The sequence below is a fragment of the Nocardioides speluncae genome, from assembly GCF_003121585.1.
Taxonomy (GTDB): domain Bacteria; phylum Actinomycetota; class Actinomycetes; order Propionibacteriales; family Nocardioidaceae; genus Nocardioides; species Nocardioides speluncae.
Genome location: NZ_QEOO01000022.1, coordinates 94,511 through 108,390, shown reverse-complemented (window position 1 = coordinate 108,390; position 13,880 = coordinate 94,511). Strand labels below are relative to the sequence as shown.

19 protein-coding genes are annotated in these 13,880 nt (G+C 69.1%); 12 read left to right on the top strand and 7 right to left on the bottom strand.

The window, feature by feature from the left end; translation table 11 throughout:
* The first annotated feature begins 65 nt into the window (after positions 1–65).
* Positions 66–458 carry a F0F1 ATP synthase subunit epsilon gene (locus DDV73_RS12760; RefSeq protein WP_109507634.1) on the top strand — a complete coding sequence of 131 codons (393 nt, stop codon included), beginning with the start codon at positions 66–68 and terminating at the stop codon, positions 456–458.
* Between the two features lie 258 nt (positions 459–716).
* The gene (locus DDV73_RS12755) at positions 717–1,157 is read left to right on the top strand and encodes a DUF2550 domain-containing protein (RefSeq protein WP_109507633.1); all 441 of its coding nucleotides are present in this window, start codon (positions 717–719) and stop codon (positions 1,155–1,157) included.
* 383 nt (positions 1,158–1,540) lie between these two features.
* Here the strand turns inward: DDV73_RS12755 and DDV73_RS12750 are convergent, their stop codons facing one another.
* A complete protein-coding gene (locus DDV73_RS12750; protein WP_109507632.1) occupies positions 1,541–2,113 on the bottom strand; it encodes a cob(I)yrinic acid a,c-diamide adenosyltransferase in 573 nt (190 codons plus the stop codon).
* A 264-nt stretch (positions 2,114–2,377) separates the two neighbouring features.
* On the opposite strand from DDV73_RS12750, the gene DDV73_RS12745 reads away from it, so the two are divergent.
* Positions 2,378–2,686 (top strand): STAS domain-containing protein, encoded by a 309-nt coding sequence (locus tag DDV73_RS12745; protein WP_109507631.1) that lies wholly within the window; start codon positions 2,378–2,380, stop codon positions 2,684–2,686.
* A 51-nt stretch (positions 2,687–2,737) separates the two neighbouring features.
* Here the strand turns inward: DDV73_RS12745 and DDV73_RS12740 are convergent, their stop codons facing one another.
* A complete protein-coding gene (locus DDV73_RS12740; RefSeq protein ID WP_109507630.1) occupies positions 2,738–3,187 on the bottom strand; it encodes a hypothetical protein in 450 nt (149 codons plus the stop codon).
* 67 nt (positions 3,188–3,254) lie between these two features.
* On the opposite strand from DDV73_RS12740, the gene DDV73_RS12735 reads away from it, so the two are divergent.
* The gene (locus DDV73_RS12735; RefSeq protein ID WP_109507629.1) at positions 3,255–3,980 is read left to right on the top strand and encodes a hypothetical protein; all 726 of its coding nucleotides are present in this window, start codon (positions 3,255–3,257) and stop codon (positions 3,978–3,980) included.
* On the opposite strand, the gene DDV73_RS12730 is transcribed toward DDV73_RS12735, so the two are convergent.
* Positions 3,977–4,450, bottom strand: a complete 474-nt coding sequence (locus tag DDV73_RS12730) for a hypothetical protein (RefSeq protein ID WP_109507628.1) — start codon at positions 4,448–4,450, stop codon at positions 3,977–3,979. The genes DDV73_RS12735 and DDV73_RS12730 overlap by 4 nt on opposite strands.
* A gap of 293 nt (positions 4,451–4,743) precedes the next feature.
* Between DDV73_RS12730 and DDV73_RS12725 the strand changes: the two genes are divergently transcribed.
* The 7 genes from DDV73_RS12725 (at position 4,744) to DDV73_RS12695 (ending at position 11,785) form a co-directional block, all read left to right on the top strand.
* The gene (locus DDV73_RS12725; protein ID WP_109507627.1) at positions 4,744–6,744 is read left to right on the top strand and encodes a protein meaA; all 2,001 of its coding nucleotides are present in this window, start codon (positions 4,744–4,746) and stop codon (positions 6,742–6,744) included.
* Between the two features lie 58 nt (positions 6,745–6,802).
* Positions 6,803–7,591 carry a slipin family protein gene (locus DDV73_RS12720; protein WP_109507626.1) on the top strand — a complete coding sequence of 263 codons (789 nt, stop codon included), beginning with the start codon at positions 6,803–6,805 and terminating at the stop codon, positions 7,589–7,591.
* Between the two features lie 81 nt (positions 7,592–7,672).
* Positions 7,673–7,855 carry a hypothetical protein gene (locus DDV73_RS12715; RefSeq protein WP_109507625.1) on the top strand — a complete coding sequence of 61 codons (183 nt, stop codon included), beginning with the start codon at positions 7,673–7,675 and terminating at the stop codon, positions 7,853–7,855.
* 70 nt (positions 7,856–7,925) lie between these two features.
* On the top strand, positions 7,926–8,561 hold the full coding sequence (locus DDV73_RS12710; protein ID WP_109507624.1) for a hypothetical protein: 636 nt from the start codon (positions 7,926–7,928) through the stop codon (positions 8,559–8,561).
* A gap of 76 nt (positions 8,562–8,637) precedes the next feature.
* Entirely contained in the window at positions 8,638–9,162 is a 525-nt protein-coding gene (locus DDV73_RS12705; RefSeq protein WP_109507623.1) for a ferritin, read from the top strand.
* A gap of 187 nt (positions 9,163–9,349) precedes the next feature.
* The gene (locus tag DDV73_RS12700; RefSeq protein ID WP_161962374.1) at positions 9,350–10,813 is read left to right on the top strand and encodes a sulfatase-like hydrolase/transferase; all 1,464 of its coding nucleotides are present in this window, start codon (positions 9,350–9,352) and stop codon (positions 10,811–10,813) included.
* A 33-nt stretch (positions 10,814–10,846) separates the two neighbouring features.
* Complete coding sequence (locus DDV73_RS12695; protein ID WP_109507621.1) at positions 10,847–11,785, top strand: FAD-dependent oxidoreductase; 939 nt, start codon at positions 10,847–10,849, stop codon at positions 11,783–11,785.
* Here the strand turns inward: DDV73_RS12695 and DDV73_RS12690 are convergent.
* The 4 genes from DDV73_RS12690 to nucS are packed head-to-tail and all read right to left on the bottom strand — an operon-like array spanning position 11,758 to position 13,348.
* Positions 11,758–12,342: a DUF952 domain-containing protein gene (locus DDV73_RS12690; protein ID WP_109507620.1), complete on the bottom strand. Its 585-nt coding sequence runs from the start codon at positions 12,340–12,342 to the stop codon at positions 11,758–11,760. The two genes, DDV73_RS12695 and DDV73_RS12690, sit on opposite strands and share 28 nt — an antisense overlap.
* Before the next feature lie 42 nt (positions 12,343–12,384).
* Positions 12,385–12,537, bottom strand: coding sequence for a DUF7660 family protein (locus DDV73_RS29725; protein WP_420818475.1), 153 nt, complete (start codon positions 12,535–12,537; stop codon positions 12,385–12,387).
* Complete coding sequence (locus DDV73_RS27945; protein ID WP_154402751.1) at positions 12,489–12,653, bottom strand: hypothetical protein; 165 nt, start codon at positions 12,651–12,653, stop codon at positions 12,489–12,491. The genes DDV73_RS29725 and DDV73_RS27945 overlap by 49 nt, the downstream gene beginning before the upstream one ends.
* A gap of 11 nt (positions 12,654–12,664) precedes the next feature.
* Positions 12,665–13,348: an endonuclease NucS gene (nucS, locus tag DDV73_RS12685; RefSeq protein WP_109507619.1), complete on the bottom strand. Its 684-nt coding sequence runs from the start codon at positions 13,346–13,348 to the stop codon at positions 12,665–12,667.
* Between the two features lie 44 nt (positions 13,349–13,392).
* Between nucS and DDV73_RS12680 the strand changes: the two genes are divergently transcribed.
* Positions 13,393–13,872 (top strand): GNAT family N-acetyltransferase, encoded by a 480-nt coding sequence (locus tag DDV73_RS12680; protein ID WP_109507618.1) that lies wholly within the window; start codon positions 13,393–13,395, stop codon positions 13,870–13,872.
* Positions 13,873–13,880 lie beyond the last annotated feature (8 nt).

Sequence of the window (13,880 nt, the reverse complement as noted above, 5' to 3'; positions counted from 1 at the left end):
TGCCCGGCGGTACGACGTACCGCCGGGCCGCACTCGGCCACCGATGACGAGAGGAAGTAGTCGCCATGAGTGACTTGCTGCAGGTCGAGCTGGTGGCAGCCGACCGGCTGGTGTGGTCCGGCGAGGCCACGATGGTGATCGCCCGGACCACCGAGGGCGATGTCGGCATCCTGCCCGGCCACGCCCCGGTGCTGTCGCTGCTGGTCGACGGTGTCGTAGACGTCCGCACGCCGGAGAACGAGACCTGGGTTGCCGCTGTCGACGCGGGCTTCCTGTCGGTCGCCGGTGACCGGGTTTCGATCCTGTCCGAGCACGCCGAGATGTCGCACGAGATCGACCTCGAGCGCGCTCGCCACGACCTCGAGCGGGCGAAGGCTGCCGGCGAGAACGACGACGAGGCGGCCGAGGCCGTACGTCGCGCCGAGGCCCGGATCCGGGCCGTGGAGAAGGCTTCCTAGGAGGCTGCTGGGCCAGGCCGTCGAAGCGTGCGGCGTGAGACGCGTGGGCTCGGAAGGCGGACGAGGGAGGCGGGCCGGTGACCCGTCGACCGAGGACAACGCAGCGAGCGTGCGCGTATCGCGCCGCGCAGCCGACGGGATGGTTCAGCAGTCTCCCAAGACTGCCGACGTGTCGGTGCACGCCGACGCAAGTGATTCGCCTCCCTCCGGTTAGGGTGTGCACACAACCGACGAGCGGATTGTGTCTGGAGGCGATAGATGCCGGTCTGGCAGTGGTTGCTCGATGCTGCCGGCGTCGCGCTCCTCCTGGTGCTTCTATGGGGCATCGGGCTCATCGTTCGCCGTCGCCTGTTGTCCCGGAACCTCGGCACCTTCGAGCTCAGCTATCGGGCCCGGACGACCAAGCCCGGACGCGGCTGGGTTCTCGGGCTGGGGCGCTACTCCGGTGACCGGCTCGAGTGGTTCCGGATCTTCTCGCTGTCGCCGCGCCCGCGGCTGACCTGGGAGCGGACCGACCTCGCTTACGTCGGTCGCCGTGACCGGGAAGGCGCCGAGCAGGTCTCCCTGTACGCCGACCATGTCGTGGTCCGCTGTACCACCCTCGACGGCGACATGGAGATCGCGATGAGCCAGTCGTCGCTGATGGGCTTCCAGTCCTGGCTCGAGGCCGCGCCGCCCGGCCAGAGACTCGGCCAGTAGCCGGTCAAGCCGGGCCGCGCGGCAGGCAACCTCCGCGCATGGACTGGTGGCTGGTCACGGGTGGGGCTGATCCCACAGACCCGGTGACGCTGGTTGGCACAGGCGCTTGCTCCAAGGGTTGGAGAAACTTGGAGCAAGCTTGGAGACGAGCGGACACGTTCGGGACCAGGTCGACCAGGAGTACGACGGACCCGGTCAGGCCGTGGGGCACGGTGCTGGTATCCGGATTTGTACGTACAGCCTCGTACGTACAAATCCGGAAACTCGAGGCAGTGTGGGGAGTCGGCGGCTCCGCGCCGACCGCCGACACCGCGCCGAGACTGGGCGGCCAGATGCGAAGCCTCCCTGCGCACGCCAAACGTCACGCTACTTCCCGCGCGAAGCTAGCGTTCGCCGCCGGGGACCCACAGGATGTCGCCGCGCTCGCGGTTGGCGTGGCGGGCGAGAATGAACAGCAGGTCCGAGAGCCGGTTGAGGTACTTGATCGCGAGCACGTTCATGGTCTCGCCGTGCTCGGCGTACGCCGCCCAGGCCGACCGCTCGGCCCGGCGGCTGACGGTGCGCGCGACGTGCAGGGCGGCGGCGGCCGGCGTACCACCGCTGAGGATGAACGACCGCAGCTTCTCCAGGTTCTCGTTGTACTCGTCGCACCAGCCCTCGAGCCGGTCGATGTAGTCCTGCTCGACGCGCAGCGGCGGGAACTCCGGGTTCTCGACCACCGGGGTGGAGAAGTCGGCGCCGACGTCGAACAGGTCGTTCTGAATCCGAGTCAGCACCGCGACCACGTCGTCCTCGAGCCCGGGCGTCGCCAGCGCGACACCGATCTGTGCGTTGGCCTCGTCGACATCGGCGTACGCATGCAGGCGGAGGTCGTTCTTCGACGTCTCGCTCATGTCGCCGAGCCGGGTGGTTCCGGCGTCGCCGGTGCGGGTGTAGATGCGGGTGAGGTTGACCATGATCGGCAGCGTAGGCCCTGTCGATCAGACGGTCGTCCTCAGTCACCTGGCGAGAGGTTGCGTGCAGCCAATTTCTGAGCGAACAATGTCGACCCTGTTTGTCCGAAATCTGGCTTCTGGTACGAACCTGCGCATAAAATCTGGCGAAAGGGCAACCGTTCAGGCTAGACAGACGTCTGTGATAGTGACGACATCGTGACGCTGCGGAATCGGGTCCGCTGCGGACGACGCCGGTGGCGACGCCGGAGAAGCGAGGCGGGACGGATGGACATCTTCACCGATGGTCCGCGACTAATGCTCGCGGGTGAGTTCGATGTACGAAGCACCTTCCAGGTTCGCCAAGCCGTCTACCAACACCTGCAAACCCATGACGGCGACGTCGTCATCGACATGACCGATGTGACCAGCATCGACCTCACCGCGCTCAAGGTGCTTGCCGTCGCCACCCGGTACGCCGAGCGCACCGGCCACCACCTGACCCTGCGCGGCTGCGGCCCCGCGGTCCGCCGGATGCTCCACAAGTCGCACCTGATCCGTCTCGTCGACGTCGAGCGGACCCCAGCGACTGCCTAACCCAGATCTCCACCGACCCAGCCCGTCGATACGGGCTGGGTCGGCGCGTTTCTAGGGCGCGTAAGCGATCGCGAGCACCAGGCCGCCGAGGAACAGTCCCAGCGTGGAGCCGACCAGGGCCGCGGCTGCGGCCTGCCACAGCGGCTCCCAGGTCCGGACCGTGCGGCTCGACCGAGCGCACACCAGCGTCGCCATGGCGACCATGACCACGCTGACGATGAGCACTGACAGCGCGATGCTGTTCTCGGCGAACCAGTCGAACGTCCAGCCAAAGGTGTTTGTGAATGCCTCTCCAACGGTGAAGTTGGGGTCTATCAGCGCGGCAAACAGCAGGATCGCGAGGAGGCCACCGAGCCAGACGACCGTCGGCAGCGCGACCAGGACCAGAAGCAGTCCGAACGTCCAACGGAGTGGAGACCCGAGGGCGACCTCGGGGCGCGGCGGCCGCGGTGGGTGCGGCGGCATCGGGCCGTACGGGGGGAACGGTGGCTGGTGGGTCACGAGTCGTTTCTATCCCGGCACCCGCGGCTGCGTCCCGAGCACGCGACACTAGACGACACTTGGGTCTGTGCTTGAGTACTGGGATTCCGACGATCCGGCCGGCTCGCGCGAGCGGTTCACGCTGGCGGCGGAGCAGGCGACCGACCCGGCCCGTCGCCAGGCGCTGCTGACCCAGGTGGCGCGTGCTCACGGCCTGGACGGCGCCTTCGACAGCGGCCATCAGGTTCTCGACGAGCTGGGTGAGCTGAACGGGCTGGACACCGAGCCACGGGTCAGGCTCGCCCTCGAGCGCGGTCGTCTCCTTCGCTCCGCCGGTGACCCGGCCGGCTGCGCGCCGTACTTCCGCGAGGCGTACGACGCCGCGCTCACCACGGGCATGGCCGGCCTCGCCGCCGACGCCGCACACATGCTGGCCCTGGTGCTGCCGGACGAGGAGGAGACCTGGACCGAACGCGGGCTCCGGGCCGCCGCCGGCAGCTCCGACCCACTCGCGCTCAGCATGACCGGCGGGCTGCTCAACAACCGCGGCTGGGCGCTGGCCGACGCGGGCTCCTGGGCGGACGCCTACGCGCTGTTCGACCGGGCGGTCGAGGCGCGGTCACGCGTCGAGGGCCCGTCGGCGGCGTCCGCGCTGCATGTCGCGCGCTGGGCCAGGGCCCGTGCCACGCGCGCACTGGGACGCCATGACGAGGCCCTGGCCGAGCTGCGGGAGCTGGCCGCCACCGAGCTCGGGGCGGCCGACTCCTACGTGACCGAGGAGATCGCGGCCAACGAGTCGCGCCGGCGTGACTAGATCAGCTGAAGGGCGAGCATGAGCGCCATCGAGCCGATCACGTAGGTGATGCCGGCCGCGGTGAGGCCCTGCAGGAACGGCGACCAGGTGCGCACCGACGTACTCAGCCGGAGCAGGAGCAGTGACGCGGTGCCGATCATCAGGGCCACGCCCACGATTACCGCGAACTCCGGGCCCCAGTCGGCGGTGGCGCGCAGCATGCCGCCGATCCAGTCGCCCTCGAAGATCTCGTCGACCGTCACCGAGTCGACCATGGCCGCGACGATCAGCAGGAACATCACGATGATCGCGAGCACCAAGGCGACCAGTGCCGCGACCAGCACGACCGCGCCCACCGCGCTCAGGCACAGCGTCCAGATCAGCGGCCGCCAGAGCGTGGTCGGCTGGCGCGGAGGACGTGGCGGGTACGGCATCGGGGGTACCGGCGCGGGGCCGTAGTGCGGCATCGGGGCCTGTGGCGGCTGGGTCATGCCGCTTTCCTACCCTTCCGGCGACCGGTGCTGACTGAGCACGCGAACCTAAGTCTGGATCCACGGATGGCCGCCTGCTGCGCGCCACCATGCGGGCGCGCTGTCTGTGTTGGCGAAGACTCGACGGGCCTCCGGCCCGCCTTCGCTCCGCCGCCTTGCCATCACACCCGCCTGGCGACGCTCGCGACGCCGCCCATCCGTGGATCCAGACTAAGATGAGCGCGCGGCGGGTGTCGGATTAGCCACACCCGAGACAGGTTACCGGCGGGTCTCCGACGGCATAGTCTCGTGCCATGACGGTTCAGAAGGATCGGCCGTGGGTGATGCGGACGTACGCCGGCCACTCGACGGCTGCCGCGTCCAACGAGCTCTACCGCAAGAACCTCGCCAAGGGCCAGACCGGGCTCTCGGTGGCCTTCGACCTGCCCACCCAGACCGGGTACGACCCGGACTCCCCGCTCTCGCGTGGAGAGGTCGGCAAGGTCGGCGTACCGATCCCGCACCTGGGCGAGATGCGCAAGCTGTTCGACCAGATCCCGCTCACCGAGATGAACACCTCGATGACGATCAACGCCACCGCGATGTGGCTGCTGGCGATGTACCAGGTGGCCGCCGAGGAGCAGAACCCCGGCGTCGACCCGGTCGAGGTGGCCGCCCAGCTGGCCGGCACCACCCAGAACGACATCATCAAGGAGTACCTCTCCCGCGGGACCTACGTGTTCCCGCCGGAGCACTCGCTGCGGCTGATCAGCGACATGATCGCCTACACGGTCCACCAGATCCCGAAGTGGAACCCGATCAACATCTGCAGCTACCACCTCCAGGAGGCCGGCGCGACGCCGACCCAGGAGCTGGCCTACGCGCTGTGTACGGCGATCGCGGTGCTCGACCAGGTGAAGAACTCGGGGCAGGTCTCCGAGGACGACTTCGAGAAGGTCGTCGGCCGGATCTCCTTCTTCGTCAACGCCGGTGTCCGGTTCATCGAGGAGACGTGCAAGATGCGCGCCTTCGTCGAGCTGTGGGACGAGATCACGCGGGAGCGGTACGGCGTTCAAGACGCCAAGATGCGCCGGTTCCGGTACGGCGTCCAGGTCAACTCGCTCGGGTTGACCGAGGCGCAGCCCGAGAACAACGTGCAGCGGATCGTGCTGGAGATGCTCGGCGTGACCCTGTCCAAGAAGGCCCGCGCCCGCGCCGTACAGCTGCCGGCGTGGAACGAGGCGCTCGGCCTGCCCCGGCCGTGGGACCAGCAGTGGTCGCTGCGGCTGCAGCAGGTGCTGGCCTTCGAGTCCGACCTGCTGGAGTACGACGACATCTTCGACGGCTCGCACGTGATCGAGGCCAAGGTCGCCGAGCTGGTCGAGGGCGCCAAGGCCGAGATGGACCGGGTGCAGGCGCTCGGCGGGGCGATCGCCGCCGTCGAGTCCGGCTACATGAAGTCCGCGCTGGTGTCCGCGCACGCCGCGCGACGCGGCCGGATCGAGTCCGGCGAGGAGATCATCGTCGGCGTCAACAAGTACGAGACGACCGAGCCGTCGCCGCTGACCGCCAACCTCGATGACGCGATCATGACCGCGGACCCGAAGGCCGAGCAGTCGGCGATCGCGTCGGTCGAGGCCTGGAAGGCCGAGCGGGACGAGGCAGCCGTGAGCGAGGCGCTGGCCAGGCTGGCCGCCGACGCGAAGTCGACCACGAACCTGATGGAGGCCACGCTGGCCGCCGCGCGCGCCGGTGCCACCACGGGGGAGTGGGCCGGCACCCTGCGCGAGGTGTTCGGTGAGTTCCGCGCCCCGACCGGGGTGTCGGGCGCGGTCGGCGTTGCTGAGGCAGGGGCCGAGCTGACCGCCGTACGGGACCGGGTGAAGGCGACCGGCGACGAGCTGGGCGGCCGGCTCCGGCTGCTGGTCGGCAAGCCGGGCCTGGACGGTCACTCCAACGGCGCCGAGCAGGTCGCGGTCCGCGCCCGCGACGCGGGCTTCGAGGTGATCTACCAGGGCATCCGGCTGACGCCCGAGCAGATCGTGGCCGCCGCAGTGGCCGAGGACGTGCACTGCGTCGGGCTCTCGATCCTGTCCGGCTCGCACATGGAGCTGGTGCCGGCGGTCCTCGACGGCCTGAAGGCGGCCGGCGCGGGCGACGTACCCGTCATTGTCGGCGGCATCATCCCGGTGTCCGACGGCAAGGCGCTGCTCGACCGGGGAGTGGCCGCGGTCTACACGCCGAAGGACTTCGGGCTCACCGACATCATGGGCGGCATCGTCGACGTGATCCGGAAGGCGAACGACCTCCGCTGAGCAGGGCCGCGACGTACTCTCGATAGAGAGGGCTGCCGCGAGTCGGCAGGAGGTCGCCATGGTCCTGATTGGCATCGTGATCGGTGTCGTGCTCACACTCGCGCTGATGTACGCCTGGGGAAGTGTCCGCGTGGTCCGCCAGATCGAGCGCGGCGTGGTGTTCCGGCTGGGTCGGGTGCAGGAGCTGCCGCGGAAGCCGGGCCTGACCACGTTGGTGCCGGTCGTGGACCGGATCAAGCGGGTCAACGTCCAGGTGGTCACCATGCCGGTTCCCGCCCAGGACGGCATCACCCGTGACAACGTCACCGTGCGGGTCGACGCCGTCGTGTACTTCCGGGTCGTGGACCCGGTCAGGGCCGTGGTCGAGGTGCAGGACTATCTGACCGCCGTGTCCCAGGTCGCCCAGACCTCGCTGCGCTCGATCATCGGCAAGAGTGACCTGGACGACCTGCTCAGCGATCGCGAGCGGCTCAACCAAGGCCTGGAGGTCATGCTCGACAGCCCTGCTGCTGGGTGGGGGATCGACATCGACCGCGTCGAGATCAAGGATGTCGCGCTTCCAGAGTCGATGAAGCGCTCCATCGCGCGTCAGGCCGAGGCCGAGCGAGAACGGCGATCCCGCATCATCACCGCGGACGGCGAGCTGGCTGCATCCGAGAAGCTGGCCGAAGCGGCCCGCGTCATGAGCGCGGCGCCGGCATCGCTGCAGCTTCGCTTGCTGCAGACCTTCGTCGAGATAGCGGCGGAGAAGAACTCGACACTCGTGTTGCCGTTCCCAGTCGAGCTGCTTCGCTTCCTCGAGGCCAACACCGACCGGACGCCAGACCCCGACGACCCGGACAGCTGACCCTCGGGGGCGGCGCGACGCGACTCCACAACTCGGACGAAGGTTAGGCAACCCTAAAGTGGTCGTGTTACGGTCCGCGCCGTGGGCAAGAAGGGCAAGGGCAGGAAGCCGAAGAGCAAGTGCTGCGTGTCGAAGGACCGCTGCACGCGCTGCCCCATTCGCATGCTCAAGGAAGGCACGCTGCCTCCCGGCTACACCGTGAAGAAGCGGAAGCTGGTCAAGCTCGACAAGAAGGCTGCCAAGAAGCTCGCCAAGGCCGCCTGAACCTTCTGCCCACAAGCGGCGTCCCATCGACGAGGGCCCAACGGGGACCCGTTCGTCAGAAGGACAAATCATGAGGAAGCTCACCACCACACTCGCCTTGCTTGTCGCCGCCGCACCACTCGCCGGCGCCGTTCCGTCGTACGCCGCTGAGCCTTGGCACACGGTCGCCCGCGCCGACGTCACGGGTGACGGCCGCGCCGACAAGATCCTGCTTCGGAGGGTCGACGACAGTCGCTGTCAGGTCCGGGTGGTCGGCGCCGGGGGTCACGTGATGACCAAGACGCTCACCAATGACTTCGTATCGTGCACCTGGCACGGCGCTGCGCCGCTCGACAGCCGGCCGGGATCTGAGCTCAGCGTGCTCACCACGACGGGGGCGCACACGCAGTTCCACTCGGTGCTGACGGTGCGGGGTGGCAAGCTGCTCGGACAGCGGATGCCTGCTGCGTCCGACGGCCTCTGGGTGGTCGATGGCGCCGCGCTGTCGACGGCAGGTGTGCAGAAACTGCGCAATGGCCACCTGATGAGCCGGGTGGCGTTCTCCGACGACGGCGACACGTGGCACGGCAAGCGGACCGAGCTGGCCTACTCCAAGGCGAAGAACCGGTGGGTCGTGGTCAAGCGATCGTCGTACACCACCGACTCGGCCGGCGCGCACAAGACCGCGGGCTGGCACGTCCCTGGGCTGCCGCGCTGGGCGGGCTGACCTGCCGCAGAGCCGGCCGGGTATACGGTGAGAAAGCGGCCCTTCCCAGGTCGCTTTCGACCCGAAGGAGTGACCCGTGCCCGCCGCGAAGTTCGCCGAGCAGCTCAATGTCCAGATCGGCAATGAGCTGGCCGCCCACAACCAGTACCTTGCCTGCGCCGTCTACTACGACGCGCTGACGATGCCGCAGATGTCGGCGTTCTTCTACGCGCAGGCGCTCGAGGAGCGCGGCCACGCGATGATGATGGTGCAGTACCTCCTCGACACCGGCGCCGACGTGGTGATCCCGGGCGTCGACGCGCCGGTGGCGCAGTTCGAGGACGTCGTCGCGCCGGTGTCGCTGGCGCTGGACCAGGAGAAGCGGGTCACCGAGCAGGTCTACGAGCTCACCCGGATCGCCCGCTCCGAGCACGACTACGCCTCCGAGCAGTTCATGGGCTGGTTCATCAAGGAGCAGGTGGAGGAGGTCGCGACGATGAGCGACCTGCTGGCCGTGGTCACCCGCAACAAGGACGAGCTCGAGGACATCGAGGAGTACGTCGCACGCGAGCAGGGCAGCAGCAGCGACGACCCGACGGCGCCGCGACAGGCAGGCGCCTGACCGACCCCTGACCGACCCCGCAGCATCACGGGCTTGGTCACGATCCGGACACGACTGCCGGGAGCTATAGGCCGCGGCCGACCGGCGCTCCGTCTTGTTTGGCATGGGGGAGCAGACAACTGATGCATTGACCGCGGCCAGGTGGGACTCGGTAACCGAGGACGGGGGCAGCCGCTGGTTCGAACCGGTGCTGATCGCCATCCTGGGCGTGATCGTGGTGACCAGTTTCCTGGTCCCGGGAGGTGGCGGGGCCAAGGAGCCGGCCGCCTCGCCACCGGGCGACACGCCGTACAACGTCGTGGTTGCGGTCCTCGACGACCTGGACGACATCGACTGTGCCGACATGGACCAGTTCCTGCCGCGCAGTTCGCGGTGGCTGGTGGACCAGGGCCGCTGCTTCGAGGATGCCACCGCGGCCAGCCCGGTGTGCTGCCCGGCGCGGGCGATGCTGGCCACCGGCCAGCTGCCGCACAATAACGGCGTACGGCGGCAGATCGACGGCCACCGGCTGCGAGCCGAGGACACCGTGCAGGCGGATCTCAGCGCCGCGGGCGTGGACACCTACGGCCTCGGCAAGTTCCTCAACGGCCTTCCGTCCGAGGAGGTACAGACCGGGCGGTTCGACACCGGCTTCGCGCGCACCGAGTTCTGGGACACCACGCACTACCGGAACTTCAAGCTGATCGACCGCAACGGCCGGCGGCGCTCACCGGGTCCGAACGCCCACGTCACCGAGGTGACCGGCCGCTACCTGCGCGACTACCTGAGCGAGCGGGCCGCCGACGACCGGCCCTTCTACGCGTACGCCGGGTTCTTCGGGCCGCACAACCAGTGGCGAGGCAAGGACCACCGGGGAAGCCGGTTGCCGGTACCGACGGCCGCCAACGCCGACCGGCCGGTCCCTCCGTTCCGTCTCCACACCGAGGGCGACGCGCGCGACAAGCTCTTCCCTTTCCGCAAGCTCGCCGGAGACAGCTCGCAGCTGAAGACGCTCTACGAGGCGCGGGTCCGGGCGACGTACGACATCGACGACCAGCTGGCCGAGATGTTCGAGCAGATGGAGGGGAATGGCCTGATCGACAACACCGCCGTGATCTTCGTGAGCGACAACGGTTTCGCGCTGGGTGAGAACAACTGGGAGGGCAAGGCGGTGCCGTACCCGGCCTCGGTCGACGTGCCGATGCTGATGTACCTGCCGCCGGGCCTGGGCGAGCGCGGCATCGACCAGCGGCCGGTCGACCTGCTCGACGTCGCGCCGACCATCTACGACATCGTCGACGTCAAGCCCGACCACCTGCTCGACGGACACTCGCTGCTGGGCCGGCACGAGCGCAAGGCGCGGTTCCTGGAGTTCACCAACGAGGCGTCGGAGCTGGTGCTGAAGGAGTCGGGAAGGGCGCCGGTCTATGTCCCGAGCTGGGCGATGCTGCGGGTCGAGACACGGGCCCTGATCGCGTTCGACCTCGGTCAGGGAGAGGTCCGGTGGGAGTACTACGCCGACCCGGGGATGGAGCGGAACCTGATGTGGGACCGAGTCCCTCGCAGCGACCGTCCGGCGCCGGCGGTCGTGGCGCAGATGACGGCCGATCTGGAACGGCTGCGCACCTGTGCCGGTACGACGGAGTCGGGCGCCGCGAACCCGTGCCCCTGAGCCAGCTGTGCCCGATGCGGCAGACTCGTCAGCATGTCCCGCGTGATCGTGGTCGGCGCCGGTGTGGTCGGGCTGACCTGTGCCGTGCGGCTGCTGGAGGCCGGCCACCGGGTCGACGTACTCGCCCGCGACCTGCCGCTGGAGACGACCAGTGCCGTCGCGGCCGCGATCTGGTACCCGTACCGGGCGCTCCCGCAGGACCGGGTCACCGCCTGGTCTGCGACGTCGTACGCCGCGTTCGCGGCGCTGGCCGCCACGTCGCCGGACGCGGGCGTGGCGATGGTCGAGGGGACCGAGGTGTTCAAGGAGCGGACGGCCGATCCCTGGTGGGTGGCGGCGGTGCCGAAGCTGGCCCGCGTGACGCGGCTGCCGGACGGCTTCGTCGACGGCTGGACGTTCGCGACACCGGTGATCGAGATGCCGGTCTACCTCGGCTGGCTGCGCGGCCGGCTCGACGAGCTCGGCGGCACCCTCACCCGGCTGAACCTCCGCGAGCTGCCTGACCTGTCCGACACCGGGGCCGACCTGGTCGTGAACGCCGCCGGGCTCGGCGCGCGGCTGCTGGCCAGCGACCCGAGCGTGGTGCCGGTGCGCGGCCAGGTGCTGTATGTCGAGCAGATCGGCCTGGACCGGTGGTGGCTGGAGCCGACGGGCCCGACGTACGTCATTCCGCGCTCGCGCGACATCGTGGTCGGCGGCACCAATGTCGAGGGCGAGTGGAGCCGGACGCCGTCACCTGAGGTCGCGGACGGGATCCTGGAGCGGGCGCGGCTCTTGGTGCCTTCGCTCGGCGAGGCGCGCGTGCTGCGGCACAAGGTGGGTCTCCGGCCGGTGCGCCCCGCCGTACGGCTGGAGCGTGCGGGCGATGTCGTGCACTGCTACGGCCACGGTGGCGCCGGGGTCACGCTGTCGTGGGGGTGCGCCGACGAGGTCGTGGCGCTGGCTCAGGAATCCGAGCGGGCGTCCTTGTAGCGCTGGTCGCGGCGCCGGGTCAGCACGAACGCCACCGCCCCGCCAGCTATTAGCACCGTCACCGTAACGACGGCCGCGAGCCCGTCACTGCCTGCCTGTTGCGTGACCATGCCGGCGGCTCCCGCGAGCACGACCACCGCCGTCCCCAGCGCCAACCGGAACATCATCTCCTCGAGGAACAGCCGCGACAGCGATGGCGTCGCCCCTGGCGCCGGCACCGCTGGTTGAGGAGGTTGCTGATTGTCGATCGGCAGTGCGTTGACCACCGCGTCGACCTCGATCACGCCGTAGATGTGCGGGAACGTCTCTTCGCCGCCCGGTACGGCGGGCTCCTCCACCACCGGCGCGTCCAGCCGCTCGGTGTCGATCACCAGCAGCACCAGCGGCTCCTCGACGTCGGCGTAGAAGTTCTTGCGCACCGTCTGCCACTGGTCGGCGCGGGAGGCGTGGATGAACCCCTCCTCGGCCAGCGTCCGCCCCAGGGTCGACACGGCGTACCGGCCGTCCTCCTGGGCCGCCTGCCAGTCCGACTCGAGCGCTATGTGGAAGATCCGCATCGCTTCATCCTCTCGCACTCGCCCGACAGGCTTCGGGCCGTTTCACTCGTACCCAGTCGCCGCCACCAGCATCTCGACAAAGTGACGCCAGTCGAGTGCTGGCACTGGCTGACCAGCGTTTGCGTAATGCTGCGGGATCGACTCGATCACCGCAGCGAGGGCTTCGAGGAACCTCGGAAGCGTCGGGTTTCCCATGCGTCGGGATTGGCCGCTAGATCGTCCAACATCTTCGATACGACCTGCGCAGCCTGCTCGCGGGTCGTGACGGCATCGAACTCAACATCCGCCGGACGGCCGGCCTCCCACGCCATGGATCAACTCCTTAGAAGAGTCGGGCCTCGGCGTCGTCGAGGCCGCGGAGGGCGTCGTAGTCGACGACGGCGCAGGCAATGCCGCGGTCGGTGGCCAGGACGCGGGCTTGGGGCTTGATCTCCTGGGCGGCGAAGATGCCGCGGACCGGGCCCTTGGCGGTGAGCAGGGGCTCGCGGTTGAGCAGCTCAAGGTAGCGGGTGAGCTGTTCGACCCCGTCGATCTCGCCGCGGCGCTTGATCTCAACGGCAACCGATGCGCCTTCGCCGTCGCGGCACATCAGGTCGACCGGGCCGATGGCGGTGGGGTACTCGCGGCGTACCAGGGTCAGGCCGGGGGACAGGGTGGCGGGGTGCTCGGCGAGCAGCTCCTGGAGGTGCTTCTCGACGCCGTCCTTCTGCAGGCCGGGGTCGATGCCGAGGTCGTGGGAGGAGTCGTGGTGGATCTCCTCGATCAGGATCCGCAGCGTGTCGTCGGTCTTGGACGTGACGGTCCACTCGGCGAGGCCGTCGTCGTTCTTGCCTTCGCGCACCGTGCACGGCGGCGACATCCAGTTGAGCGGCTTGTAGGAGCCGCCGTCGCTGTGGATCAGCACCGAGCCGTCGCCTTTGAGCATGATCACGCGGGTCGCCATCGGTAGGTGGGCGGAGAGCCGCCCGGCGTAGTCGACCTGGCAGCGGGCTACGACGAGTCTCACCCGGGCGAATCTACAGTGAGCCCCTGACGATCCTGCAGAACGACGTGCGCCCGGCCGAGCCTTCCGACCTGCCGCTGCTGGGTGGGGTCGAGGCGGCCGCCGACCAGCTCTTCATCGACCGCTTCCAGCCGGAGACCTGGGACCAGCCGGCCACGGGCGAGTGGCGGGCGGCGCAGCCGGGCTTCCTGCTGGTGGCCGGACGACCGCCGGTCGGCATCGCGAACGTGCTCGTCGAGGTCGGCTCGGCTCACCTCGAGATGCTGGCGGTGCACCCCGACCACGGCCGCCGCGGGATCGGTACGGCGCTGCTCGAGGCCTGCTGTGCCGCGGCGGCGGCCGGCGGTCACGAGGAGTTGACGCTGACCACGTTCGCGAACGTTCCCTGGAACGCGCCGTACTATCTGCGGCTCGGGTTCGCGGTCGTGGAGGAGCCGACCGGCGTCTTGGCCCGCCATCTCGAGCACGAACAACTCCTGGAGAGGTACGACGCCCGCGTGGGCATGGTGCGCCGGCTGGGGCGATAACCGGGAAA

Bases quoted from the DNA above. Each gene is read 5' to 3' on its own strand.
- DDV73_RS12760 (WP_109507634.1), top strand. From the start codon at position 66: ATGAGTGACTTGCTGCAGGTCGAGCTGGTGGCAGCCGACCGGCTGGTG.
- DDV73_RS12755 (WP_109507633.1), top strand. From the start codon at position 717: ATGCCGGTCTGGCAGTGGTTGCTCGATGCTGCCGGCGTCGCGCTCCTC.
- DDV73_RS12750 (WP_109507632.1), bottom strand. From the start codon at position 2,113: ATGGTCAACCTCACCCGCATCTACACCCGCACCGGCGACGCCGGAACC.
- DDV73_RS12745 (WP_109507631.1), top strand. From the start codon at position 2,378: ATGGACATCTTCACCGATGGTCCGCGACTAATGCTCGCGGGTGAGTTC.
- DDV73_RS12730 (WP_109507628.1), bottom strand. From the start codon at position 4,450: ATGACCCAGCCGCCACAGGCCCCGATGCCGCACTACGGCCCCGCGCCG.
- DDV73_RS12725 (WP_109507627.1), top strand. From the start codon at position 4,744: ATGACGGTTCAGAAGGATCGGCCGTGGGTGATGCGGACGTACGCCGGC.
- DDV73_RS12720 (WP_109507626.1), top strand. From the start codon at position 6,803: ATGGTCCTGATTGGCATCGTGATCGGTGTCGTGCTCACACTCGCGCTG.
- DDV73_RS12710 (WP_109507624.1), top strand. From the start codon at position 7,926: ATGAGGAAGCTCACCACCACACTCGCCTTGCTTGTCGCCGCCGCACCA.
- DDV73_RS12695 (WP_109507621.1), top strand. From the start codon at position 10,847: ATGTCCCGCGTGATCGTGGTCGGCGCCGGTGTGGTCGGGCTGACCTGT.
- DDV73_RS12690 (WP_109507620.1), bottom strand. From the start codon at position 12,342: ATGCGGATCTTCCACATAGCGCTCGAGTCGGACTGGCAGGCGGCCCAG.
- DDV73_RS29725 (WP_420818475.1), bottom strand. From the start codon at position 12,537: ATGGGAAACCCGACGCTTCCGAGGTTCCTCGAAGCCCTCGCTGCGGTG.
- DDV73_RS27945 (WP_154402751.1), bottom strand. From the start codon at position 12,653: ATGGCGTGGGAGGCCGGCCGTCCGGCGGATGTTGAGTTCGATGCCGTC.